Genomic DNA, 23,128 nt, shown 5'->3' with positions numbered 1-23,128 from the left:
CATTCACCTGGATTTTTTACGTTATTAGCGTAGTGAATGCATCCCTCCCAATCAGGTACCTGCTCCTGCTGGCATTAACCTGGCTGGCGGCCTTTCCGGCCCTGGCCCAGGACGCCGATTCAGAAGACACTTTTTCCGCCGTGGTCATCAATGCCCAGAGCCAGTTGCCTCTGGAGAGCGTACACGTGATTAACCTGAACCAGGTGGTGGGCACTATCACCAATGCCCAGGGGGAATTTTCCATACGCGCCGCGGTTAACGATACCCTCTATTTTTCCTACCTGGGCTTTAAATCCCAGAAAATCCGGGTAACCAATGATATGTTCCGGTTTTCCGGGACCAAAATTGCCCTGACCGAGCTGGCCTATGCCCTGGAGGAGGTAATTGTACGCCCCTACCAGCTTACGGGATACCTGGAGGTGGACGTGCGCAACCTCCCGGTAAACACAGCCTACCAGTACAGCATTTCCGGGCTCCCGGTAAGTTATGAGGCGGGCAGTAAAAACCCCAGTGCCGTAACTAAGGTCCTTGGCGCCATCCTGAACCCGGCGGACCTGTTGCGGAATTTATTCGGGAAACACCCCCGGCAGATGCGCAAGTTGCGGCAGATCAAGGAAGACGACCGCATCCGGGATCTGCTGGCATCCAAATTTGACCGGGAAACCCTGACCGAACTCCTGCAGCTCGAGAAAGTGGACATCGAAGACATCCTCACCAATTGTAATTATTCCAGCTCGTTTATACAAACCGCAAATGACCTTCAGATTCTGGATGCCCTGAGCAGCTGCTACGAGGAATTTAAGGTGCTGAACCGGGAAAATTAGTTTTATTTCTCCCCGCCATTTTATAGCTTTAGGCAAAGCTAATACATGAAACCACTGTTGCTGCCGCTGCTGGCCTTGCTGCTGCTCTGGAATTGCCAGGGCGAACCCCAGAAACAGGACGCCTCCCAAACCACAGAAGAACAAGCCAAAACAGCTGCGCAAACGGACAGCATACCCTTCCTCTGGGAAGGGGCCAATGTTTATTTCCTCCTCACGGACCGTTTCAGAAACGGAAAGCCCGAGAACGACGTAAACTTTAACCGCACCCTCCCCACAGGCCCCTTACGGGGGTTTATGGGGGGAGACCTGGCCGGGATTATCGACAAAATTGAAGCCGGGTATTTTGACCGTCTTGGGGTGAATGCCATCTGGTTTACTCCCGTAGTAGAGCAAATCCACGGGGCCACAGACGAGGGCACCGGCCTCTCTTACGGATACCACGGCTACTGGGCCAAGGACTGGACGGCCCTGGACCCTAATTTTGGGACAAGGGCCGAACTGGAACGCCTGGTGGAAACCGCCCACAGCCATGGGATTAGGGTACTGATGGATGTGGTGCTGAACCACACCGGCCCGGTTACGGACCAGGACGCTGCCTGGCCCAAGGACTGGGTGCGGCAGGAACCTGTCTGCACTTTCGATTCCTATGAAAACACAACCGCCTGTACCCTGGTGGAAAACCTCCCCGATATCTATACGGAATCCGATGCCCCGGTGGAACTGCCGGACGCCCTGCTGGCCAAGTGGAAGGCCGAAGGGCGGCTGAGCCTGGAACTGGATGAGCTACAGGTGTTTTTTGAACGCACCGGCTACCCCAGGGCACCCCGCTTTTACCTCATTAAATGGCTCACGGATTACGTGAATGATTTGGGCATAGACGGCTTCCGGGTAGACACGGCTAAACACGCGGATGAAAAGGCCTGGGGCGAACTCTACAAGCAGGCTTCCTTCGCGTTCGAAAACTGGAAAAAACTGCATCCGGATCGCATCCTGGACCAGAATCCCTTTTTTATGGTGGGCGAGGTATACGGGTATGGGATTTCCGGGGGTCGCGACTACGATTTCGGCAACCGCAAAGTGGACTATTTCGACCACGGGTTCAAGGCCCTGATCAACTTCGAGTTGAAGATGGACGCCGCCAATCCCTACGAAGAGACCTTTCGCAAATACAACCGCTTACTGCAAAACCCCCTGAACGGTAAATCCGTAATGAACTACCTGAGCTCCCACGACGACGGCAACCCCTTTGACCCGGACCGGGTGCAACCCTACCGGGCTGCCAATGTGCTGTTGCTCACCCCTGGAATTTCTCAGATCTATTACGGGGATGAAACCTCGCGCCCGCTTAGAGCCGAAGGCGCGGTGGGCGATGCCAACCTCAGGACGTTTATGAACTGGGGTGATCTGGACAGCCTGGAAACCACCCAAAACATCCTGGACCACTGGCAAAAACTGGGACGTTTCCGCCGGATGCACCCCGCAGTGGGGGCAGGGCGGCACCACCGACTGAGCAGTTCACCCTACGTGTTCAGCCGAAGCTATACCGGGGAAGGCTTTCGCGATAAGGTGGTGATTGGCCTGGACCTAAAGGAAGGCAAGAAGTCCCTTCTGGTGCGTGGCTTCTTTGGAGACGGCACCGCGCTTCGGGATGCCTACTCCGGGCAGGAACTGGTGGTGCGCAACGGGCGCGCCGAATTTGAAAGCCCCTTTGCCGTGGCTCTGCTGGAACTCAAACCTTAAGCCAGCACCTAAGCCTGTGAATACAGGGCAACCCGGTTGCCCTCGCTATCCAGGAATAGGCCCATATAGCCCATGCCTTCGGCAATCAATTTTTTGGATTGCAGGATTTCCCCGCCCAGGCCGGCAATCCGGTCCAACTGGGTCTGTACATCCGCACACTGCAGATATACCAACGTACCCTGGTCCTTGCTGGGAAAGTAAAATTCCGGGTGTTTCACCAGGGAACCCGGCGCCCCGGACTTACCCGGGGCCATGGGAAACCACCCCATCTCCAGATCATTCATCTGTTGCACGTGGATCTCTATATCGAATACCTTTTCGTAAAATGCCCGGGCCCGTTGCATATCCGTAACGGGGATTTCGAACCAGGCTACCATATTTGTTTCCATAGTTTGCTGTTAGGCGTTGGTTTCCATTAGGGCCTTCAGGGAGGCCAGGCCTTCCTCAAAATCCTTTCCTACCATTTTGTCCATGCTCATAAAGAGCATCATCAGGCGCATGGGAAAGCCATTCTCCCCCTTAAATCCCCATCGGACACGGGTGCCGGAGCCCAAAGGTTCAACCTCCATGTAAGCATCGGAGGTGGATTTCCAGGGCTTGAGGAACCGCAATTCGGTTTCGATGCGGCGGCCGGGTTCGATACGGGTAATCTCCTGTTCCCCGGACCCGACTTCCTTATTGCCTTCCCAGGCGCTCACGGCGCCTACCATGCCGTCCTTGCCCCTGAAATCCTTTTTCATATCCGGGTCCCGCTTGCCCCAGGGGGACCAGTGGTCCTGATTCTTCAGGAGCTTGAGGTACTCAAAGACCTCCTGCGGGGGTTTCTGGATTTCGATACTTCGGGAAACGTCGTAGCGGGCAGGGCCCAGCTGGTACAGGACAATAAGCAGGAGTAAGAGTCCTGCAATAATATAGAGTGCGGTTGTCATAAGGCAGGTTGTTGTTTCTGGCGGGATGGGGGCCTGGCATGGCGCCCGCTTTACCCGCCTTCTTAAGGTACAAAAAATCAGGATTCGCTCCGGAAACGGGCAATAATATCCTCAGAAGACTTGATGGTTTTTTTTGTCCAGTCCAGGCGCTTCTCCAGCTGGTCGGCCTCGGATAGCCCCCAGGGCATATCGGACTGCCGAAGGCGCTGTGTTAAGCGGTACAGCAGGATGGCCGCCGCCACAGAGATGTTCAGGCTTTCGGTAAACCCCTGCATAGGGATGTGGATGGTGTGGTCGGCCTGCTCCATTACTTCCTGGCTCAGGCCTTCCTTTTCGGTGCCCAGGAACAGGGCCAGGGGGCGGTCCAGGGGAAAGTCGTCCGGGGTCAGGCTCCCCTCGCGGGGAGAGGTGGCTACAATGCGGAATCCGCGGGCTTTCAGGGCACGCAGGCAATCGGCCGTGGTGGCATGCCGGTGGATATCCACCCAGCGCTGGGCGCCCATGGCAATTTTTTTATCCAGCCTCCGGCCAAAACGGGCCTCAATCAGGTGGGCCTCCTGCAGGCCAAAAACATCGCAGGAGCGGATTACCGCACTGGCGTTGTGCAGCTGGAACACATCTTCCAGGGCCACCGTAATGTAGCGGGTACGCCGGGCCAGGACCTCCAGGAATCGGGCCTTGCGTTGGGAGGTTAAAAACCCCTCCAGGTATTCCAATAATTCCGGGTCAAAACTTGGCATATGTCCGTTTGGCGCCTAAATTTAACAAAATTCATCGCGGGGCAGACCCGGCAAAACAGATGGGATATACGAAAAAACGATTGGTGGTCCTGAGCGGGGCCGGGATGAGTGCAGACAGTGGTATCCGTACCTTCCGGGATGAAGACGGGCTTTGGGAAGGGCACGATGTGATGGAAGTGGCCTCTCCGGCCGGATATCACCGAAACCCCGAACTCGTGCTGGATTTTTACAACCAGCGGCGTCGGCAACTCAAATCCGTAGCCCCCAATGCCGGGCACCAGGCCCTGGCGGAACTGGAGGCAGCCTTTGAGGTAAATATCGTAACCCAGAACGTGGACGACCTGCACGAACGGGCAGGCAGCTCACGGGTGCTGCATCTGCACGGCGAACTCCGCAAGGTGCGCAGTACCGGGCCTGGAGCAGAGGTGTTTTTCTGGGAAGACGACCTCGCGCTGGAAGACCGCTGCCCGAAAGGCTACCCCATGCGACCGCACATTGTCTGGTTTGGAGAAGAAGTGCCCTTGCTCCAACCCGCCTCAACCTGCGTACAACAGGCGGACCTTTTGCTCATTGTAGGCACCTCTATGCAGGTATATCCGGCTGCCGGGCTGGTGCATTACAAGCGTACCGGGGTACCCCTGTATTTTATTGACCCCAGGCCTCAGGTGCTCCCGGGGGATTTCGACGGGTTGGAAATTATTGCGGAGCGGGCAGCAGTGGGCGTGCCTACTCTTGTGCGGCAGCTGTTGGGTAAAGGGTCCGGGACTTTTTAGCCCAGGCGATAAGGGCCTCCTTTTCTTCAGCCGTCAGGCGGGCTCCGGCGTGCGTCCAGGTGTATTCGCGCAGGGGCATTTCGCCTTCCTCTACCGTTTCCACCACCTCTTCCAGCTTGTGGTCTTTCTTTTTGGCGGAATACGCAGCCCACTCGGAAAAATTCAGGTGTTCCTTCCCTTCGTCTACATGGCTGGCCAGCCAGAAGGACACCGGGGCTATATGATTGTACCAGGGGTATTCCGTATGATCGCTATGGCAATCGTAACAGGCTTTGGAAAGGGTTTGAGACACCCCTTCCGGCGGGGTAGTTTCCTGCAGGAAGGCCTGCAGGTGGTCTGAAGTGGACTCATTCTTTTCCGGCCGAATGAACTGGATCACGATAAAGGCCAACAGCAGGGCCCAGGCTATTTTTTTCCCTATTTTCACGATGTGTATCTTTTTCACTAAAGTACAAACTTGGAAGAGAAAGCCCAACTGCTACATCGGCTGGATTATGTAGATGCCACCCGGAAAGCCCGCACGGCCATGGCCGGGGAGGTGCTGGCCAACCCGCAGTGGGTGCCCACCCTGCTGGATATCGGCTTCGGGGCAGAAGAACCCGCAGGGCACCGGGCCTGTTGGGTATTGGAACGGGCCATTGGGGAAACCCCGGGAATCCTGTTCCCGCACCTGGAAGCATTCACCCTGGGGCTGGAACACCTGCAGGGGGAGTCTTCCATCCGGCCCATGGCCAAAATCTGTGAAATCCTGTCCCTGGCGTATACCCGGAAGCCGGAAGCATCCCGCCCGCCCCTGAGCATGGTGCAGCGGGAGCGCATGGTGGTGGCTTGTTTTGACTGGCTAATCGGCCCGCACAAAGTGGCCCCGAAAGCCTTTGCCATGCAAACCCTGTTTGCCCTGGGGCGGGAATGGCCCTGGGTTCACCGGGAGTTACGGGCTACCCTGGAAAAAGGCTACCCCACAGGCAGCGCCGGCTATCAGGCCAGGGCCCGAAAGGTCCTGAAATTGCTGGATAAACCGGCATAATCCCTATCTTTGCCTCTTTCTAAACGACCCCCTATGGCCGCAGATCCGTTATTAGCCATTTCGCCCGTGGATGGGCGCTACCAGGGCAAAGTTGCCCGCCTGAGCGACTATTTTTCCGAAGCCGCCCTGATCCGCTACCGCCTGCGGGTGGAGGTGGAGTACTTCATCGCCCTGTGCGAGCTCCCCCTGCCCCAACTTAAAGCAGTGGATGCCAGCCGGTTTGCAGCGATGCGCGCCATTTACGAAAATTTTTCCCTGGAGGATGCCCGTGCGGTCAAGGCCATTGAGAAAATCACTAACCACGACGTAAAGGCCGTGGAATATTTCCTGAAACAACGCTTTGACGACCTGGGCCTTTCCGCCTGCAAGGAATTTATCCATTTCGGGCTTACCTCCCAGGACATCAACAATACCGCCATCCCGCTTTCCCTGAAGGAAGCGGTGGGGGAAGTCTACATCCCGGCCTACCAGGCCGTACTGGAGAAACTCGAAGCCCTGAGCGACGAGTGGAAGGACATCCCCATGCTGGCCCGCACCCACGGGCAACCGGCCTCCCCTACCCGCCTGGGTAAGGAAATCGCCGTTTTCGCTACCCGCCTGCGGGAGCAGTTCGACCTGTTGAACGACATCCCGTCCGCCGCGAAGTTTGGTGGGGCCACCGGGAATTTCAACGCCCATGCCATTGCCTACCCCGGGGTAGACTGGAAAGCCTTCGGCCAGCGTTTTGTGCAGGAGCAACTGGGACTGCACCACTCCTTCCCCACCACCCAGATTGAACACTACGACCATATGGCGGCCCTCTTTGACGGGTTGCGCCGCATCAACACCATCCTGGTCGACCTGAACCGGGATATGTGGGCATACATCTCCATGGATTACTTCAAACAGCGCATCCGGGAAGGGGAAGTCGGGTCTTCCGCCATGCCGCATAAGGTGAACCCCATCGATTTCGAGAACTCGGAAGGTAACCTGGGCATTGCCAACGCCCTGTTCGGGCACCTGGCTGCCAAACTGCCCATTTCCCGCCTGCAACGGGACCTGACCGACAGCACGGTACTCCGGAACATCGGGGTGCCCCTGGCCCATACGCTGATCGCCTTCGAAGCTACCCTGAAAGGCCTGGGCAAACTCCTGCTGAACCGGCAGCGCCTGGAATCCGACCTGGAAGACAATTGGGCCGTGGTGGCCGAAGCTCTGCAGACCATCCTGAGGCGGGAGGGCTATCCCAACCCCTACGAGGCCCTGAAGGCCCTGACGCGCACCAACGCCCGGATTACGGCCGCGACCATGGCTGAATTCATCGATGCGTTAGACATTGCTGAGGCCGTTAAGGCCGAGATGCGGGCCATCCGCCCCGAAACCTATACCGGTATATAGAGAAAAGCCGCCCTGGGGCGGCTTTTAAAGGGAACTACCTCTAACGGGGGATTATTTCTGTATCTGTACGCGATGCGGGTACGGAATCTCGATCCCGGCTTTATCCAGGGCCAGTTTACACCCTTCATACGTGGCAAAGTATACGTCCCAGTAATCCTCAGGGGTACTGTAGGGGCGTACCGCCAGGTTTACCGAGCTGTCTCCCAACTCCAGCACGTTCACGGACGGGGCGGGATCCTGTAGAACTTTGGGGTTGCTGGTCAGGACTTCGGTGAGTACCGCCTTGGCCTTCTGCAGGTCCTCCCCGTAGCCTATACCCACCACCACATCGACCCGGATCTTGCCCAGAGCCGTATAATTGATAATATTGCCGTTGGCCATGGCCCCGTTGGGCACAATGGCTAGTTTGTTCTGGGGCGTACTGAGCTTGGTGGTAAAGATTTCAATCTCCTTTACCACGCCCAAAACCCCCTGGGCTTCAATCAGGTCGCCAATGCGGTAGGGCTTGAAGATCATGATCAGCACCCCGCCGGCAAAGTTGGACAGGGAACCCTGCAAGGCCAGGCCCACGGCCAGGCCGGCAGCTGCTATAACCGCGGCAAAGGTGGTTACGTCTACCCCAAGTTTCTGGATCACCACCAGGATCAGGGCTACCCGCAGGGCCCAGGAGAGGAGGTTCAGCAGGAAGCGCTGCAGAGATTCGTCATAAGCGCTCTTCTGCATCACCTTGCGGACACCCCGCATCAGGCGCCTCAGGATCCAGGAGCCTACGATCCAAATCAATAAAGCCCCAACAATACGGGGGCCGTAATCTGCGGCGAATTCCACCGCCTTGTTCATCCATAATTGTGCTTGTTCCATGGGTATGTTCTTGTGTTCGTTCGCTCTTATGACACGCCCTGTCTCCGAAAGTCACAAAAAAAAATCCCGCAGCGCCGGGCTGCGGGATTGAAAATGCGGTACAACGGAATTAACCTTTCAGCATCCCGGAAAGTTCGCCCAGGCCGGAGCCTTTAAAGTCCGCCTGGTCAATGGCCTGTAACAATTGTACAAAATGGGCCGGGTTCATATTCTTGCCCAGCACGCGGATTACGGCAAAGCCGTTATCCTTGTTGTGGCCGTAGATCACCACCTCGTCTATGGCGTCTTCACTGCCCAGGTATTTCACCACGCCCTTCCCGTATTTGGTGTTGAGCTGGATGAGCTCCTTAAACTGAGGCGCTTTCAGGATGGCCTTTACCTTGGCTGTTTCCTCCTGGTAGAGCTGGGCATTCGCTTCGGTTTTTTTGAAGGCGAGAATGTTCAGCTTATGCAGGGAATGCAGGGCTTCCTGCTGGGAGGCATCCAGGTTGGCCTCCTCCAGTTTCAGGATACTGGCCGGGACATCCAGGGATATAAAATTCGGGTTCTCGGAATTGTCCACATAGTACTCCTGCAGGTTCTGGCTGCCGGAGCAACTCCCGAGGAGGAGCAACAGGAACAAGCCGCCAAAGATCCAGGCTTTCATGGCATAAATGCGTTTCATCTGGGTTGGGTTTATGAAATCCCGGGGGCAAGCCCCCGGGAATTTTCGGTTGTTACTGTTTGGATTTATTTTTCTCCGCCTGGTTGAGTTCCTCAGGGAGATTCATCTTGCGGGTCAGGGCCCCGATCTTGGTCAGGTCAATGTCCCCGGTCAGGGTCAGCAGGACGGTTTCGACCTGGCGGTCGTTCACCTCCACGTCCATGTTCTTGATCCCGGTCACAAACATGAGCAGCTCGCTTACATGGTCGCTGTCCTTGCCCTCGCGGATGTAGAACTTCACGTTGGCATCCTTGTCCTTTACGCGCATCAGCTCGCTCAGGGAGGCGGATTTCAGGTAGCGGTCTACCGTGGCTTGCATGTCTGCAGATACCCCTTTGTCTTCGGTAATAAAGACTTTGACGCCGCTCAGGCTCTTGGCGATCTGCATGAATTCCCGGGCTTCCGGATCGTCCACATCCACGTCCATCTTGACCAGGAGTTCAAACATGTTTTTGTTGACAATCACGGAACTTACCTGGTCCATGTCCTCGTATTTGTCAAAGATTGACTGCGCACCGGCCAATACGGGGGCCAACAACAGCAGGCTTAGGGCTACTAACTTTTTCATCGTTTTTTGATTTTACTGGTTTTTGTAAATTTTTTGTTTCGTCGTTTCAAAGGTTTCCAGATGCGCCACCTTCTCGGTGCCGCGATCCAGGTTCTGGGCAATCAGCCCCAGGGCTTTGCGGGTCTGCTGGTAGGCATACTCCGCTTCGCGCTGCTCTTGGTACTGGTTGCCGAAATAAAAGCCAAGTGCGAGAACTGCAACCGCTGCAACGGATAACCACCTGTATGGCATGCTTCTGGTTTTTAATGGTACCTGCCGGGTATACCGTTCCTGCTTGGCCTGGGAAAAGAACTGGAACATGGGGGTGTATTCCTCCAGGTGGGGCGCTACGTCCCCGCTTTCAAAATACGCCCGGAGTTCCTGCTCCTCGGCTGCGCTGGTGGCTGCCTCGAAGTACTTTTCCAAAAGTTTTTCTATTCTATCCGATCCCATAGCGATGTTTTTCTAAAAGTTTCTCCCGAACCGCCTTCCGGGCCCTGGATAGGGCCACCCGTACGGCTGTGGGTTTCATATCGAGCAATTTTTCAATCTCTTCGTATTCGTAGGCCTCTACATCCCGCAGCTGCAGAATCATCCGCTGCTGCTCCGGTAACTCTTCCATGATGCGCTCTACCCATTCCAGGCTGTTGCGGCGCTCTACCTGCTGTTGCAGGGAGGCCCCGGTTTCCGCGTAATTGCTGTGTACCAGCTTCAGGTTCGCGGACTGCTTGGATTTCAGGCGGTCCAGGCAGAAGTTCTTGGTCATGGTCATGGCAAAGGCTTCTACATTATTATAGCGGTGCATTTGCTTTTTCCCGGCCCAGAGCTTCAGCAATACCTCCTGGGTGGCGTCCTCGGCTTCCTCTGCGGAAATCAACAGGCGCTTGGCCAGGCGGTAGAGCTTGTCCTTGAACGGCATCACGATGTTTAAGAACTCTGACTGCGTCATACGTGCAGGTTGGGTTGTTGTGGTCATCACCTTTTACGAGGGCTTTACACCAGCAAGACGATGGGGGCCTAATTTTGTTACAAAAAATTTTTTTTTAGGGCCTTAACCCCTAAATTGGGTCCTTAAAGCTACGGATTTAGGCGTATCCCCCAACCCTCCGGGCGCCCGCCCCAAGCGGTCCTGGAACGGTTTTTGCGCCACTTCCGACAAAAAAAATGCACCATGAAAAAGTTTGCCTACGCCCTTGCGGCCCTGATGGTCGTGGCCTGCAGCAAGGATAACGAGACCAACCCCGGTCCCGATCCGGTCGGGAACCTGGATGTTCAGGACTTTATGTGGAAAGCCATGAACATCTGGTATTACTGGCAACAGGACGTGCCGGACCTGGCGGATACCCGGTTTTCCACCGATGCCGAATACACCCAGTACCTGGCCTCGGAAACTGACCCCGCCGTTTTCTTCCAGAGCCTCCTCTTTAGCGCGGACCGCTTCAGCTTCCTGAGCGAAGATTATGTGGAACTCACCCAGAACCTTTCCGGGGTTTCCCGCAGCAACGGCCTGGAATTTGGCCTTACCTACCAGGATGCCAACAGCAATGGGGCCCTGGATCCTTCCGATCCCGTTTACGGGACCGTACGCTATATCGTGCCCAACTCCAGCGCCGCCGCGGCGGATATTGCGCGGGGCGAGGTCTTTGTTGGGGTGGACGGGCAGGCCATGAACGGTGGTAATTACCGGGACCTGCTCTTTGGCGACAATGCCAGCTACACCCTGCAGATGGCGGATGTACAGGGCGGGGTGATCACCCCCAACGGGAAGGAAGTGCCCCTGACCAAAGAGGAAAACCTGGTGGAAAACCCGGTTTACATTGCCAAAACCCTGGATGTACAGGGCCAGAAAGTGGCCTACCTCATGTACAACGGCTTCACCAACGAATTTGATGAGGACCTGAACGCTGCCTTCGGCACCTTTGTGGCCGAGGGAGCGACGGACCTGGTACTGGACCTGCGTTACAACAGCGGGGGTTCTGTGAACAGTTCCCGCCTGCTCTCCAGTATGATTTTTGGCCGGCGCACCCAGGACGTATACCTGGTACAACGCTGGAACGATCGCCTGCAGCAGATCTTTACCCAGGACGACCCGGATGCCCTGACGGATTACTTTGCCGCCACTACCGGGGCGGGAAGCACCATCAATACGCTGAACCTGCAGCGGGTGTACATTCTGACTACGCGCAGCACGGCCTCCTCCAGCGAGCTGGTGATCAACGGCCTGAACCCGTATATCGATGTGGTAACCATAGGAACCACCACCACGGGCAAGAACGAATTTTCCCTTACTATGGTAGACGACCCGGACCGGCAGGGGGCCCCATATATTTATACGTCCTCCCGGGAGAGCCAGATCAACCCCAACAACAGCTGGGCCATCCAGCCCCTGGTGGGCCGGAATGAAAATTCTGCGGGCTTTTCCGATTACACCTCCGGCTTTCCCCCGGATATCGAGCTTCGGGAAGACCTGGAAAACATGGGGGTGCTGGGCGAAGTGACCGAGCCCTTGCTTGCCCGTGCCCTGGAGGAGATTACCGGGATATCCGGCAAACGCAGCTTCGAGGTATGTACCCCGGACCGCCCCTTTACCCACAGCAAGATGTTCAAGCCCTTGCGGGACAATATGTATGTGGAACCCGGAACGGATTTCCAATTGCCGGACAACCTGCTGAAAACCCTACAGTAATCACGCCTGTTTCCTGAAAAATAAAAAGCCCCCGAAATTCGGGGGCTTTTCTATTCGGTTATCTAAAACCGGAAAGACCATCCCAACTGGGCGGTACGACCCGGGGTCTGGTAACCCACCACCTCGGTGAATTCGGTATTGAAGATATTGTTGACGGCCAGGAACGCCTCCAGGCGGTCCGATATAAACGTATACCGCAGGCGTGCATCCACCAGGGAAAAGGCATCCAGTTCTACCTGGGTCTGCGTGCTGAAATCCGTATCCGGCCGGTCCCCGGTAAAGGCATAGGCCAGAGTGCCCTGCCAGCGCGGGGCCAGGGACCCGGACAGCAGCGCGTTAAACTTGTGCTTCGGGATGCGGATGGCAGCATCGCCCTGCCGCTCGGTAAAGGTGTAGTTGGCCTGCAGGTTCCAGCCTTCGGAAAGGGTCAGGTACCCTTCGATTTCCACCCCGGATACCCGGATGTCGTCCGCGGCATTGAAATAGGCAAAATTGGCATTATCGAAGACCACGGCCTGTTGCTCCCGCCGGTTGAAATAGAGCAGGCTCCAGCGCAGGGTTTCCCCGGGCCGTCCCTCCAGCCCGGCCTCCAGGCTGCGGTCCGTTTCGGGTTCCAGGTCCGGGTTGGCCCCAAAGGCCCCGTAAAGCTGTTGCAGGGTTGGGGTAATGTAGGCCGTGGAAAAGGACCCGAATACCTTCCAGTACCCCCCATCCGCCGGAAGGGTCCAGGAGGGGTTAAGCTGGTAGACCCACTGGCTCCCGTACTCCGAATGCAGGTTCAGGCGGGCCCCGGCATTCAGGTTAAAGCCTTTGGCGCTGCCCCAGACCACATTGACAAAAGGGTCTATCAGGGTAAAGGACTCCGGGGCCTCCAGGTCTGCCCGGTCCCTCAGGTATTGCACCCCGGCTACCAGGTTCAGGTTTTGATCCAGGGGCTTGCGCACCAGGACCTCCCCGGCCCAGTTGCCGCCGGTATAGGCCGCCGGGAAGGCACCCCGGTCTTCCGAGGCGTAGGCGGCATAGGCCGCATAGGCCTCCAGGATAAAACCGGTGCCTGTATACTGGAATTGCGTCCCGATGCGCTCCTGGTCCGTCTGGTATTCATGAGGGGCATCCGTACCCCCAAAGGCATCGTCGTACCCGGTCTTCATTCGCGTGCGATCCGCAAAAACGGAAAGCCGCGTCTGCTGCCCGGCCAGCCAGGACAGGCGGGCATTGAAACTACTGTTGCGATAGGCGTCCTTTTCGTCCGTATCCGTAGCCAGGGCCGAAAGCCCGTTGGCCAGGCGGTGGGAAAAACCCGCCTGGTAGGAAAAGGCACCGCTTGTGCCGCTTAACCCCAGGCTGGAGGTATACTGCCCAAAGGTCCAGGCATCGTTTTCGGCCGCCCGGTGGGTGCCGGCGCTGTTCTGCACGCTTAACTCCAGGGGTCGGTCTGCGGGTTTTCGGGTGCGGATATCGATCACGGCTGTAGCCGCATTGGTCCCGTAGAGGGTACTGGCCGCCCCTTTCACGATTTCGATGGAGGCCACCTGGTCCAGGGGCAGGAGCCGCAGGTCGTACTGCTGGGAAAAGGACGAGGGGTCGTTTACACGTACCCCGTCTACCAGTACCAGCACCTGCCGGCCCCGGCCACCCCTGGCATAGAGCCCGAGAACTTCCCCGGGGCGCCCGCGCCCCCCGCCGATTTCAAAGCCGGCCTGCCGGTTCAGTACATCGGCCACACTGCCGCCCTGGTAGGCCTTCAGGGCTTCGGCATCCAGCCGGATTACGGTTTTCCCCGATTGTTCGCGGGGGATGGGCACCCGGGTATCGGTGATCACTACTTCGTCCAGGCGGGTTACCGCTGTGGAATCCTGCCCGTTCTGGGCATGAGCAGTAAGGACGGTACAGAGTACGGTCCATGCTGCCTTGTGCATGTTTTTCATGTCGCTTGAGTTTGGACACGGGAAGGCGTTTCTGTAAAAAAGCTACCTAAACTTTTATCCCGAAAGTTTAACAATGTGTGGGTGAAGGGGGCAGGTCTCCTGACTTGCGTCCCCGGGGCCAGCCTTCCCACCCGGTTCCGGGCAGTGGCATGAAGATGGCCTGGGGCACCCGCGGATGCGGGTAAAGCTTACAGTTGCGGGAACAGTTCCGGATTTACACCGGATTCCCTTTTAATCCCGAAAGCCGAAGGCCGTCGGGAACCCATTTCGGGGAGCAAGGTAGCCAAAAGTTGCGAATTTTTGCAGGCCGATTTTTAGGGCTACTTTTAGGCCGGAAAACCGGCAGTCCCATGGCATACCGCTTCTTTTTGGTCCTTTTGCTGCTCACGGCCTGCCGCGGCGGGAACCCGTCCCCCCCCGGGGCGGACGGATCAGGGCCCCTACCCGTTTCCCTGGATTACGCCCGGGGTTTTGCGGCAAGCCGCCAACCGGGAGGCTGGGTGCTGCTCACCGTAAACGAACCCTGGCCCGGGGCCGGCAGGGCCTATCACTACGCCCTGGTTCCGGACTCCGTATCCCGGGCCACCCTGCCCGGGGCCGATACCCTGGATGGGGTGATTCCGACCCCGGTGCGCCGGATAGTCCTGACCTCCACCACCCATATCCCCGCCCTGGAAACCCTGGAAGCTGCGAGTACCCTGGTAGGCTTCCCGGGCCTGGACTACATCTCCTCCCCCCAAACCCTGGATCGGATAGCCCGGGGCGAAGTGGCCGAACTGGGGGCCAACGAGCAACTCAACACAGAACGGGTGCTGGAAACCGGGCCGGACCTGGTGGTCGGTTTTGGGGTAAGCGATGCGCCCCGCGCCTACCGCGGCATACAACAAGCCGGGATCCCGGTAATCTTCAACGGGGACTGGACGGAACAAAGCCCTTTGGGCAAGGCGGAATGGATCAAATTCTTCGGCTTGTTGCTGGAAAAATCCAGGGCTGCGGAAATAGCCTTCGCCACCATCGAAAAGGAATATTTGCAGGCCCGGGCTCTGGCCCGGACGGCTCCGGAAAAACCCAGGGTTCTGAGCGGGGCCCTGTACCGGGACGTGTGGTACCTGCCTGCCGGGGAAAGCTGGGCGGCCCGCTTCCTGGAGGACGCACATGCCAACTACCTCTGGGCAGACCACCCCGGAACCGGCAGTCTGTCCCTGAGCCTGGAGGCCGTGCTGGAACGGGCAGACCAGGCCACAGCCTGGGTATCGCCCTCCCAGTTTACCTCCTATACCGAGATGCGCGAGGCGCAGGCCCTGTACGCCCGGATCCCCGCCTTCCAGGACCGGGCGGTATTCACCTATGCCGCTACCCGCGGGCCGGGCGGTGGTCTCTTGTATTTTGAACTGGGCCCCGCACGCCCGGACCTGGTGCTGAAGGACCTGATCCATTACCTGCACCCGGGCCTGCTGGCGGATTATAAGCCTGTTTTCTTTAAACCCCTTGACCCTTGACCCGTAGCCAACCAAAGCCCATGCGCTATATATTGCTGCTCGTCCTGCTGGCCGCGGCCCTGGTGCTGAACCTGAGTCTGGGGTCTGCAGACATCCCCCTGAAGGATACCCTTGGGGTGCTGCTTGGGCGGGACGGCCTGCCCGAAACCTGGCGATATATTATTTGGGACTACCGCCTGCCCAAGGCCCTGACGGCTATTTTGGCCGGGAGCGGCCTGGCCCTGAGCGGGCTGCTCATGCAAACCTTCTTCCGCAACCCCCTGGCCGGCCCCTTTGTGCTGGGTATCAGCTCCGGGGCCAGCCTGGGGGCCGCCTTGTTGATCCTGGGAGCCAGCCTGCTCCCGGTCGCGGCCGGGGTATGGTTTTCGGATGCAGGCCTGGCCCTGGCCAGCAGCCTGGGCAGTTTCCTGGTACTGGCCGTAGTCCTTACGGTTTCAGCTCGCCTGAAAGATGCCATGGCCCTGCTCATTGTAGGCCTGATGTTCGGCAGTATTACGGCGGCCCTGGTTACCGTGCTGGCTTCTTTTTCCAATGCCGAGGCCCTGCAGCAATACATCTTTTGGTCCTACGGCAGCGTAGGGAACCTGAGCTGGGGGCAACTGGGCATCCTGTTGGTGGTTTTCCTGGCCGGGTGCGGCATCAGCCTCTGGCAGGTAAAAGGCCTTAACGCCCTGCTGCTGGGCGAAAAATACGCTGCCTCCATGGGCACCTCCCTGCCCCGGTTGCGGTTCTGGCTGATCCTGGCCACCGGCTTGCTGGCGGGTGGGGTTACTGCTTTTACCGGGCCGATCGCCTTTGTAGGGTTGGCCGTACCCCATCTTACCCGCCTGTGGTTTACCACCTCGGACCACCGCCACCTATTGCCCGGGGTCCTGGGGGTGGGGGCAGCCCTGATGCTGGTTTGCGATACGGTGGCCCAACTGCCCTATTCCGCCTACGTCCTGCCCATCAATGCCATTACCTCGGTGGTGGGGGCCCCGGTGGTGATCTGGCTGTTGCTGCGGCGCAATAAAATGCTGTTCTGATCCGGGCCGTTTAGGATTTCTCCAACAGAGCCCGTACTTTCGTCCTTCCCATTTTCCATATGGAAGTCAAGACCCACCATCCCGCCCTGGAAGCGGCCGACCTGCAAATCGGATACCCGCGTAACCGGCCGCCCCTGCGGTTGTCCGGTTCCATCCGTATGCAACTGGAGCCCGGGAGTCTTACTGCCATTGTGGGGCCAAACGGGGTTGGGAAATCCACCCTGCTGCGCACCCTGGCCGGGTTGCAACCGGCCCTGGCCGGTGCGATTTACTGGCAGGGGCAGTTGCTGGAGGAGATTCCTTTAGCCCAGCGGGCTACCTGCCTGAGTATTGTCCTGACCGACCCCCCGGCATCGCGCAACCTTACCGTAGGCGAACTGGTTGCCCTGGGGCGCCACCCCCATACCAACTGGGCCGGTCGCATGGGAGAGGCAGACCGGGCAGCGGTACGCGAGGCCCTGGAACAATTACAACTGACGAACCTCCGGAAACGGCCCTGCCATACCCTGAGCGACGGGCAGCTGCAGCGGGCATTGATTGCCAGGGCGTTGGCCCAGCAAACCCCGCTTATGCTGCTGGATGAGCCCACCACCCACCTGGACCTCCACCACAAAGTCAACATCCTCAAAGCCCTGGGGCATATTGCACGCGAGCGCAGGATCACCATCGCCTTTACCACCCATGAAATTGAACTGGCCCTGCAGCTTTGTGATGCCCTGCTGATCCTGAAGCCCGAAACAGCCAGCTATGGCCCCCCTGCGGAACTCATTGCCTCCGGAGCCCTGCAAAGCCTCTTCCCGACGGATGCCGTCCGTTTCGATACGGAAAGCGGCACGTTTCGGGTGCAACCCTAATCCCTGCCCCGGACTGCTTTTCTTCTTCAGGCTTCTTCCTATCTTTACACCAAAGGCAAGACAGCATGGATACGATTTGGATCGTGGTTATCGGATTGGGATGCCTGGGCATCGGTTTTTTCCTGGGCAGCTACATCCTGAAGCTTAAAACCCAAAGCGCTCAGAGCGCGCTGCAGGAGCGCGAACGGCAACTGGGCAGCAACCTGGAACGCCTGGGCGGGGAACTGCAGGAAACGCGACAGCAGGCCCAGACCCTGCAACTGGATCGGGAGCGGCTGCGGGAAGAACTGGTCCGCCGGGAATCGCAGCTGGCCAGCCTACAGGAGAAGCAGGCCGAGCAGCAGCAGGCGCTGGAGGAGATGCAGGAGAAGTTTACCAAGGAATTCGAAAACCTGGCCAATAAAATCCTGGACGAAAAGAGCCTGAAATTCACCGAGCAAAACCAGAAGAACATCAAAAACATCCTCAACCCCCTGCAGGAGCGCATCCAGCTCTTCGAGAAAAAGGTTGAGGAAACCCGCAAGGAAAACTACGGCATCCACCAGGCCTTGCGGGAACAACTGCTGAACCTGCAGAACCAGAACCTGAAAATCACCCAGGAGGCCGAAAACCTGACCCGCGCGCTGAAAGGCGACAGCAAGATGCAGGGGAACTGGGGAGAACTGGTGCTGGAGCGGGTACTGGAAAAATCCGGCCTGGAGCGGGACCGGGAATATTCCGTGCAACAGAGCTTTACCCGGGAAGACGGCAGCCGCCTGATGCCGGACGTGATCATCCACCTGCCCAACGGCAACAAAATGGTGGTGGATTCCAAGGTGTCCCTTACGGACTACGAACGCTTTGTCAATGCCGAGGAAGACCAGCGGGAACGGCACCTGAAAGACCACGTGTCCTCCCTGCGCCGCCATGTGGACCAGCTATCCGCCAAGAAGTACGAGGACCTCTACGAAATGGAAAGCCCGGATTTTGTGCTGATGTTTGTCCCGATTGAAACCGCCTTTACCATTGCCATCAATTTTGACAATGAGATCTACAACTCCGCCTTCGCCAAGAATATCGTTATCGTAACCCCCTCTACCCTGCTGGCCACCCTGCGCACCATAGACAGCATGTGGAGCAACGAAAAACAGCGCCGTAATGCCCTGGAAATTGCGCGCCAGGCCGGGAACCTCTACGACAAATTTGTAGGCTTTGTGGAGGACCTCACCGAGGTGGGCCGCAAGATGGACCTGGCCAAAAAGGATTACGAAGGCGCCATGAACAAACTGGTCTCCGGCAAGGGCGACCTGATCAGCCGGACCGAGAAACTCCGGCAATTGGGGGCCAAGGCCAAGAAATCCATCCCGGAATCCCTGTTGAAGCGCGCTGCGGAAACCTCCGGGGCCGCCTCCCTGGAATCGTCCCCAGAAACCCCTTAACCCAGACCCATGAAAAAAGCCCTGTTCGCAACCCTCGGCATCCTGTTGCTCCTCTTTATGGGGGTATATGCCTTTTTATACTACGTGCCCTTCAGCGAAGGGGTGCGGGCCGGGGAACTCATCAAAATCAGCCATAAAGGGGTACTGATCAAAACCTGGGAGGGCCAGATCAGCCAGGGGATTTCAGGGGCTCAGATCTTTTCTTTTTCCGTTTTGGACAAGGAGGAAGAGGTCATCAAACAACTGGAGGAATACCAGGGGGAATACGTGAAGCTCTACTACCGGGAACACTTTGCCACCTTTCCCTGGTGGGGAGACACCCCATATTTTATTTACCGGGTAGAACCGGACCAATCCCCCCACAGGAGGCGATAAACTCCGCGGACAGCCCGGCCGCAGCCTCCGCATCCAGCAGCCACAGCAACTTCCCGTCCGTCGGGCTTACCCGCGCGGCGGGATAGTGTTTGGCAGCCTCCGGCCCCTCCAGTACTTCCCGGACCATTTCCGCCTTGGAAGCCCCGGTAACCAAAAAGACCACCCGCCTGGCATTGTTGATCCAGGGCCCCGTTAAGCTGATGCGTTTTTGCCCGCTTTCCGGGTGGGTAGCCACCACGCACCCTTCGGGGGCATCCCACAACCCCATCTGGTGGGGAAATACCGATGCCGTATGCCCGTCGTCCCCCATCCCCAGGATTACCAAATCAAACTGCGGCATCTCATGGGCTTGGGGCAAGAGAGCTTCCAGTACCCCGGCGTACCGGGGTGCCTCATCATCCGGCCTGGCCTCCCCATGTACCCGATGTACCCGATCCGGGGCAATCCCCAGGGGTTCCAATAAGTGCCTTGCCGTCATCCCATAATTGCTTTCCGGGTGATCCGGGGGCACGCAGCGCTCGTCCCCCCAATACCAATGCAGAGCATCCCAGGGCAGTTGCTCCCGGAAATGGGCGGCCATATGGTCAAACCATATTTTGGGGGTACTGCCCCCGGATAGGGCCAGGTGGTATGCTTCCCTGCTTTGGCACCAGGCCACCAGGTATTCGGAAAGGGCTTCGGCAACGGCTTGTTTGGTCGGGAGGATCTGTACTTCCATAAGAGATCAGGTAATGATACAAAAGGCGGGGTCGTCCCGCAGGTGGGCGCCCGGATTGCGCCAGTAATGGGGGCCTTCAAACATATCGTCGGCATTGCGGGGGCCCCACATCCCGGCGGTATACCCGTAGGTGGGCACATCCTTGCCGTGCTTCCAGTAGTCGAGGATAGGGTCCACGAATTCCCAGGCCGCCTCTACCTCGTCCGCCCGGGCGTAAAGGGTGGCATCGCCCTGCATGGCGTCCAGCAGGAGGCGCTCGTAGGCGTCCATCACCCGGGATTCCGACAGGTCTGAATAGTAGAAATCCATATTGGCCCGCTCTACCTGGAAGCCCTGCCCGGGCACCTTTACCCCAAATTTAATCAGGACCCCCTCATCCGGCTGGATACGGATAATGAGTTTGTTGTCTTTACTGTCCAAATGCTCCTCCCGGAACAGTTGGTGGTGGGGGCTCTGGAAGTGGATCACCACTTCGGTAACCTTGGTGGGCATACGCTTGGCGGTGCGCACAAAAAACGGCACCCCGGCCCACCGCCAGTTATCCACATAGAATTTTATGGCCGCATAGGTTTCTGTGGTGGAGTGCGGGTCTACCCCGGGTTCTTCCCGGTACCCGGGCACCTGCTGCCCGTCAATTTCCCCGGCCAGGTACTGCCCGCGAATAGTATGGGCACTGAGCTCCTCCGGGTCCCGCATAATGCGCAGGGACCTGAGTGCTTTTACTTTTTCGTTCCGGATGGATTCCGCATCCGATCCTATCGGTGGCTCCATCACCACCAGGGAAACGATCTGCAACAGGTGGTTCTGAAACATGTCGCGCAGGGCCCCGGCTCCATCGTAATAGCCGCCCCGTTTGCCCACCCCCACACTTTCGGCGTTGGTAATCTCTACATGGCGGATGTAATTCCGGTTCCAGAGGGGCTCAAAAATGGAATTGGCAAAACGCGTGACCAGCAGGTTCTGCACGGTTTCCTTCCCCAGGTAATGGTCAATCCGGTAGATCTGCGATTCTTCAAAATACTGCTGCAGGCTGGTATTGAGCTGCCGGGCCGTTGCCAGGTCGTACCCAAAGGGCTTTTCCACGATTAAGCGGCGGTGGCCCTCGCCCTGGTCTGTCAGGCCCTGCTCGTGCAGGCGACGGGCAATTCCTTCATAAATGCTGGGAGGGACCGAGAGGTAAAACAGGCAGTTCCTGCCCGTGTTTTCCTTTTGCTGCAGGGCTTCAATGCGCTCCCGTAGTGCCGTATAATCCCCATCGTACCCGTTTTCCAGCGCCATGGAATGCAGTTTTTCCGCGAACTCCTTCCTGCGGCCATGATTGCCGATCGTTTCTGGGATGTGGCGGTTTTCCAGGGCCACCCGCCGACGGAATTCGGCATCGTCACCCCCGCTTCGGCTCACCCCGAGTACCGCAAACCCCTCGGGCAGGTGCCCCTGTTGGAAGAGGTCGAAAAGGGAAGGGATGAGCTTGCGCTCGGTCAGGTCCCCGGAGGCCCCGAAGATCACCAGTAGCTGGTTGGGTGTACGCTGCATGTGACGGTTTTTAAACACCCGGCTGCCTGCCTTGAGCCCCGGCCGGGAATGGATAATTTGCCCTATTTTTGAAGGCGCAGTCAAAGATAGGGTTATTTTGCTCCGGCAAAAAGCCGCCGGACTGCCTAAAAAGTTATGATATGCCTGAAAGGGACTTGAGTACATTCGGCCTGGTTGGCCTGGGAGTTATGGGCCGGAATTTCATCTTAAACGTGGCGGACAAGGGCTTTACTGCCCTGGGTTATGATTTGGATCCTGAAAAAGCGGCGGCACTCGAAAAAGAGGGGGCTGCCAGTGGCCGGGTCCGCGCCACGGACAACCTTGAAGCCTTTGTCGGGGGGTTGGAACGCCCAAGGCGGATCATGCTGCTGGTGCCGGCCGGCAAGCCGGTGGATGCCGTTATCGATGCCCTGCTGCCCCACTTGGAGGCAGGCGACATCATCGTAGACGGCGGTAACTCCTTCTATAAGGATACGGACCGTCGCGAAGCCTTTTTGAAGGAAAAGGGGATCCACTTTTTTGGCGCCGGGGTATCCGGCGGGGCTGAAGGGGCCCGCAGGGGGCCCAGCATCATGCCCGGGGGCTCCCGGGAGGCCTATGCCCACCTGAAACCGATTTTCGAGGCCGTTGCTGCCCGTTACCAAAATGAGCCCTGCGTGGCCTACCTGGGGCCTAAATCGGCCGGGAATTACGTTAAAATGGTCCACAACGGCATCGAATACGCCCTGATGCAGGCCATTGCCGAAACCTACGACCTGCTCAAACACCTGGGCGGACTGGACAATGCCCAACTGGCAGCAACCTTTTCCCGCTGGAACGAAGGCCGCCTGCAGTCCTTTCTGGTAGAGATTACCTCACATATCTTCCGGCAACCGGACCCCCTGGGAAGCGGGGCCCTGGTAGACCGCATCCTGGATAAAGCCAAACAGAAGGGCACCGGCAAATGGACTTCCCAAAACGCTATGGACCTTGGGATTCCGGTCCCGTCCCTGGATATCTCCGTGAGCATGCGGCAGATTTCGGCCCTGAAACCGATCCGTGAAAAGGCCGAAGGCATGTACCCCAAACCGGCACTCCCTGCGGCAGACCTGCAATGGGTTGAAGCAGCCGAGGCTACCCTGTATTTTACCTTTATCACGGCCTATGCCCAGGGCATGCATTTGCTCTCGGAAGCCTCAAAGGCTTATGGATACGAATTGGAACTGGGGGAAATCGCCAAGATCTGGCGGGCCGGCTGCATTATCCGGGCTGCCCTGCTGGCCGATATCACCGGGGCTTATCAGGCCCGACCGGAGCTGGATAACCTGTTGCTGGACCCGGGCTTTGCCGAAAAGGTCCGCCCCGCTTTGGAGCCCACACGCCGCCTGGTATCGGCCGGAATACAACACGGTATTGCCATCCCTACCCTGGCCGGCAGCCTGTCGTATTTTGACGCGATGAGCAGCGGGCGCTTACCCCTGAACCTGGTACAGGCCCAACGGGATTACTTCGGGGCGCACACCTACGAGCGTACGGACCGGGAAGGCACCTTCCACACGGAGTGGTAGGCCGGGGGTTCTCCGCAATCCGGG

The 23,128-nt window shown here is 58.0% G+C and carries 24 protein-coding genes and 1 riboswitch; of the genes, 12 read left to right on the top strand and 12 right to left on the bottom strand.

Going from position 1 to position 23,128, the window contains the following annotated elements:
• The first annotated feature begins 83 nt into the window (after positions 1-83).
• Positions 84-824 carry a carboxypeptidase-like regulatory domain-containing protein gene (locus OZ410_RS14345; RefSeq protein WP_277708732.1) on the top strand — a complete coding sequence of 247 codons (741 nt, stop codon included), beginning with the start codon at positions 84-86 and terminating at the stop codon, positions 822-824.
• 45 nt (positions 825-869) lie between these two features.
• Entirely contained in the window at positions 870-2,564 is a 1,695-nt protein-coding gene (locus tag OZ410_RS14340) for an alpha-amylase family glycosyl hydrolase (RefSeq protein WP_277708707.1), read from the top strand.
• Positions 2,565-2,572: 8 nt separating this feature from the next.
• On the opposite strand, the gene OZ410_RS14335 is transcribed toward OZ410_RS14340, so the two are convergent.
• From OZ410_RS14335 to OZ410_RS14325, 3 genes are all read right to left on the bottom strand, one after another.
• Positions 2,573-2,953 (bottom strand): VOC family protein, encoded by a 381-nt coding sequence (locus tag OZ410_RS14335; RefSeq protein WP_277708706.1) that lies wholly within the window; start codon positions 2,951-2,953, stop codon positions 2,573-2,575.
• A gap of 9 nt (positions 2,954-2,962) precedes the next feature.
• On the bottom strand, positions 2,963-3,493 hold the full coding sequence (locus OZ410_RS14330) for an SRPBCC family protein (protein WP_277708705.1): 531 nt from the start codon (positions 3,491-3,493) through the stop codon (positions 2,963-2,965).
• Positions 3,494-3,570: 77 nt separating this feature from the next.
• Positions 3,571-4,233: a TrmH family RNA methyltransferase gene (locus tag OZ410_RS14325; RefSeq protein ID WP_277708704.1), complete on the bottom strand. Its 663-nt coding sequence runs from the start codon at positions 4,231-4,233 to the stop codon at positions 3,571-3,573.
• A gap of 59 nt (positions 4,234-4,292) precedes the next feature.
• On the opposite strand from OZ410_RS14325, the gene OZ410_RS14320 reads away from it, so the two are divergent.
• A complete protein-coding gene (locus tag OZ410_RS14320) occupies positions 4,293-5,006 on the top strand; it encodes an SIR2 family NAD-dependent protein deacylase (RefSeq protein ID WP_277708703.1) in 714 nt (237 codons plus the stop codon).
• On the opposite strand, the gene OZ410_RS14315 is transcribed toward OZ410_RS14320, so the two are convergent.
• Positions 4,960-5,433, bottom strand: coding sequence for a heme-binding domain-containing protein (locus OZ410_RS14315; RefSeq protein ID WP_277708702.1), 474 nt, complete (start codon positions 5,431-5,433; stop codon positions 4,960-4,962). The genes OZ410_RS14320 and OZ410_RS14315 overlap by 47 nt on opposite strands.
• Positions 5,434-5,463: 30 nt before the next feature.
• On the opposite strand from OZ410_RS14315, the gene OZ410_RS14310 reads away from it, so the two are divergent.
• Positions 5,464-6,033, top strand: coding sequence for an adenylosuccinate lyase (locus OZ410_RS14310; RefSeq protein WP_277708701.1), 570 nt, complete (start codon positions 5,464-5,466; stop codon positions 6,031-6,033).
• Between the two features lie 33 nt (positions 6,034-6,066).
• Positions 6,067-7,410, top strand: coding sequence for an adenylosuccinate lyase (purB, locus tag OZ410_RS14305; RefSeq protein ID WP_277708700.1), 1,344 nt, complete (start codon positions 6,067-6,069; stop codon positions 7,408-7,410).
• A 51-nt stretch (positions 7,411-7,461) separates the two neighbouring features.
• Here purB and OZ410_RS14300 read toward each other — a convergent pair whose 3' ends face one another.
• The 5 genes from OZ410_RS14300 to OZ410_RS14280 form a co-directional block, all read right to left on the bottom strand.
• The gene (locus tag OZ410_RS14300; RefSeq protein ID WP_277708699.1) at positions 7,462-8,271 is read right to left on the bottom strand and encodes a mechanosensitive ion channel family protein; all 810 of its coding nucleotides are present in this window, start codon (positions 8,269-8,271) and stop codon (positions 7,462-7,464) included.
• 109 nt (positions 8,272-8,380) lie between these two features.
• Entirely contained in the window at positions 8,381-8,935 is a 555-nt protein-coding gene (locus OZ410_RS14295; RefSeq protein ID WP_277708698.1) for a DUF4252 domain-containing protein, read from the bottom strand.
• Positions 8,936-8,987: 52 nt separating this feature from the next.
• Positions 8,988-9,542: a DUF4252 domain-containing protein gene (locus OZ410_RS14290; RefSeq protein ID WP_277708697.1), complete on the bottom strand. Its 555-nt coding sequence runs from the start codon at positions 9,540-9,542 to the stop codon at positions 8,988-8,990.
• Positions 9,543-9,554: 12 nt separating this feature from the next.
• Positions 9,555-9,974 (bottom strand): hypothetical protein, encoded by a 420-nt coding sequence (locus tag OZ410_RS14285; protein WP_277708696.1) that lies wholly within the window; start codon positions 9,972-9,974, stop codon positions 9,555-9,557.
• Positions 9,961-10,470 carry an RNA polymerase sigma factor gene (locus OZ410_RS14280; protein ID WP_277708695.1) on the bottom strand — a complete coding sequence of 170 codons (510 nt, stop codon included), beginning with the start codon at positions 10,468-10,470 and terminating at the stop codon, positions 9,961-9,963. The genes OZ410_RS14285 and OZ410_RS14280 overlap by 14 nt, the downstream gene beginning before the upstream one ends.
• A gap of 222 nt (positions 10,471-10,692) precedes the next feature.
• Here OZ410_RS14280 and OZ410_RS14275 point away from each other — a divergent pair, with 222 nt between their 5' ends.
• On the top strand, positions 10,693-12,207 hold the full coding sequence (locus OZ410_RS14275; RefSeq protein WP_277708694.1) for a S41 family peptidase: 1,515 nt from the start codon (positions 10,693-10,695) through the stop codon (positions 12,205-12,207).
• A gap of 62 nt (positions 12,208-12,269) precedes the next feature.
• On the opposite strand, the gene OZ410_RS14270 is transcribed toward OZ410_RS14275, so the two are convergent.
• Positions 12,270-14,135 (bottom strand): TonB-dependent receptor plug domain-containing protein, encoded by a 1,866-nt coding sequence (locus OZ410_RS14270; RefSeq protein WP_277708693.1) that lies wholly within the window; start codon positions 14,133-14,135, stop codon positions 12,270-12,272.
• Positions 14,136-14,207: 72 nt separating this feature from the next.
• Positions 14,208-14,416: riboswitch (cobalamin riboswitch) on the bottom strand.
• Between the two features lie 69 nt (positions 14,417-14,485).
• Here OZ410_RS14270 and OZ410_RS14265 point away from each other — a divergent pair.
• From OZ410_RS14265 to OZ410_RS14245, 5 genes are all read left to right on the top strand, one after another.
• Positions 14,486-15,634 (top strand): ABC transporter substrate-binding protein, encoded by a 1,149-nt coding sequence (locus OZ410_RS14265; protein WP_277708692.1) that lies wholly within the window; start codon positions 14,486-14,488, stop codon positions 15,632-15,634.
• Positions 15,635-15,654: 20 nt separating this feature from the next.
• Positions 15,655-16,659, top strand: coding sequence for an iron ABC transporter permease (locus OZ410_RS14260; protein ID WP_277708691.1), 1,005 nt, complete (start codon positions 15,655-15,657; stop codon positions 16,657-16,659).
• 59 nt (positions 16,660-16,718) lie between these two features.
• Complete coding sequence (locus OZ410_RS14255; protein ID WP_277708690.1) at positions 16,719-17,513, top strand: ABC transporter ATP-binding protein; 795 nt, start codon at positions 16,719-16,721, stop codon at positions 17,511-17,513.
• A gap of 65 nt (positions 17,514-17,578) precedes the next feature.
• Complete coding sequence (locus tag OZ410_RS14250; protein ID WP_277708689.1) at positions 17,579-18,931, top strand: DNA recombination protein RmuC; 1,353 nt, start codon at positions 17,579-17,581, stop codon at positions 18,929-18,931.
• Positions 18,932-18,940: 9 nt separating this feature from the next.
• Entirely contained in the window at positions 18,941-19,306 is a 366-nt protein-coding gene (locus tag OZ410_RS14245; protein ID WP_277708688.1) for a 6-phosphogluconate dehydrogenase, read from the top strand.
• Here OZ410_RS14245 and pgl read toward each other — a convergent pair.
• The gene (pgl, locus tag OZ410_RS14240; protein ID WP_277708687.1) at positions 19,260-20,024 is read right to left on the bottom strand and encodes a 6-phosphogluconolactonase; all 765 of its coding nucleotides are present in this window, start codon (positions 20,022-20,024) and stop codon (positions 19,260-19,262) included. The genes OZ410_RS14245 and pgl overlap by 47 nt on opposite strands.
• Before the next feature lie 6 nt (positions 20,025-20,030).
• Positions 20,031-21,557, bottom strand: coding sequence for a glucose-6-phosphate dehydrogenase (zwf, locus tag OZ410_RS14235; RefSeq protein WP_277708686.1), 1,527 nt, complete (start codon positions 21,555-21,557; stop codon positions 20,031-20,033).
• A 140-nt stretch (positions 21,558-21,697) separates the two neighbouring features.
• Here zwf and gndA point away from each other — a divergent pair, with 140 nt between their 5' ends.
• Complete coding sequence (gene gndA, locus OZ410_RS14230) at positions 21,698-23,104, top strand: NADP-dependent phosphogluconate dehydrogenase (protein WP_420917762.1); 1,407 nt, start codon at positions 21,698-21,700, stop codon at positions 23,102-23,104.
• Positions 23,105-23,128: the final 24 nt, after the last annotated feature.

Source organism: Robiginitalea aestuariiviva (assembly GCF_029537735.1).
Classification (GTDB): domain Bacteria; phylum Bacteroidota; class Bacteroidia; order Flavobacteriales; family Flavobacteriaceae; genus Robiginitalea; species Robiginitalea aestuariiviva.
Note: the sequence above shows the minus strand (reverse complement) of the source record. Positions and strands in the feature narration are given on the sequence as shown.

Excerpts from the sequence above, each read along its gene's own strand:
- OZ410_RS14285 (WP_277708696.1), bottom strand. The coding sequence starts at position 9,974 with ATGGGATCGGATAGAATAGAAAAACTTTTGGAAAAGTACTTCGAGGCA.
- OZ410_RS14270 (WP_277708693.1), bottom strand. The coding sequence starts at position 14,135 with ATGAAAAACATGCACAAGGCAGCATGGACCGTACTCTGTACCGTCCTT.
- OZ410_RS14335 (WP_277708706.1), bottom strand. The coding sequence starts at position 2,953 with ATGGAAACAAATATGGTAGCCTGGTTCGAAATCCCCGTTACGGATATG.
- OZ410_RS14330 (WP_277708705.1), bottom strand. The coding sequence starts at position 3,493 with ATGACAACCGCACTCTATATTATTGCAGGACTCTTACTCCTGCTTATT.
- OZ410_RS14265 (WP_277708692.1), top strand. The coding sequence starts at position 14,486 with ATGGCATACCGCTTCTTTTTGGTCCTTTTGCTGCTCACGGCCTGCCGC.
- OZ410_RS14260 (WP_277708691.1), top strand. The coding sequence starts at position 15,655 with ATGCGCTATATATTGCTGCTCGTCCTGCTGGCCGCGGCCCTGGTGCTG.
- OZ410_RS14340 (WP_277708707.1), top strand. The coding sequence starts at position 870 with ATGAAACCACTGTTGCTGCCGCTGCTGGCCTTGCTGCTGCTCTGGAAT.
- pgl (WP_277708687.1), bottom strand. The coding sequence starts at position 20,024 with ATGGAAGTACAGATCCTCCCGACCAAACAAGCCGTTGCCGAAGCCCTT.
- OZ410_RS14250 (WP_277708689.1), top strand. The coding sequence starts at position 17,579 with ATGGATACGATTTGGATCGTGGTTATCGGATTGGGATGCCTGGGCATC.
- OZ410_RS14280 (WP_277708695.1), bottom strand. The coding sequence starts at position 10,470 with ATGACGCAGTCAGAGTTCTTAAACATCGTGATGCCGTTCAAGGACAAG.
- OZ410_RS14325 (WP_277708704.1), bottom strand. The coding sequence starts at position 4,233 with ATGCCAAGTTTTGACCCGGAATTATTGGAATACCTGGAGGGGTTTTTA.
- OZ410_RS14275 (WP_277708694.1), top strand. The coding sequence starts at position 10,693 with ATGAAAAAGTTTGCCTACGCCCTTGCGGCCCTGATGGTCGTGGCCTGC.
- zwf (WP_277708686.1), bottom strand. The coding sequence starts at position 21,557 with ATGCAGCGTACACCCAACCAGCTACTGGTGATCTTCGGGGCCTCCGGG.
- OZ410_RS14300 (WP_277708699.1), bottom strand. The coding sequence starts at position 8,271 with ATGGAACAAGCACAATTATGGATGAACAAGGCGGTGGAATTCGCCGCA.
- OZ410_RS14245 (WP_277708688.1), top strand. The coding sequence starts at position 18,941 with ATGAAAAAAGCCCTGTTCGCAACCCTCGGCATCCTGTTGCTCCTCTTT.
- OZ410_RS14255 (WP_277708690.1), top strand. The coding sequence starts at position 16,719 with ATGGAAGTCAAGACCCACCATCCCGCCCTGGAAGCGGCCGACCTGCAA.
- purB (WP_277708700.1), top strand. The coding sequence starts at position 6,067 with ATGGCCGCAGATCCGTTATTAGCCATTTCGCCCGTGGATGGGCGCTAC.
- OZ410_RS14295 (WP_277708698.1), bottom strand. The coding sequence starts at position 8,935 with ATGAAACGCATTTATGCCATGAAAGCCTGGATCTTTGGCGGCTTGTTC.
- OZ410_RS14290 (WP_277708697.1), bottom strand. The coding sequence starts at position 9,542 with ATGAAAAAGTTAGTAGCCCTAAGCCTGCTGTTGTTGGCCCCCGTATTG.
- OZ410_RS14320 (WP_277708703.1), top strand. The coding sequence starts at position 4,293 with ATGGGATATACGAAAAAACGATTGGTGGTCCTGAGCGGGGCCGGGATG.
- gndA (WP_420917762.1), top strand. The coding sequence starts at position 21,698 with ATGCCTGAAAGGGACTTGAGTACATTCGGCCTGGTTGGCCTGGGAGTT.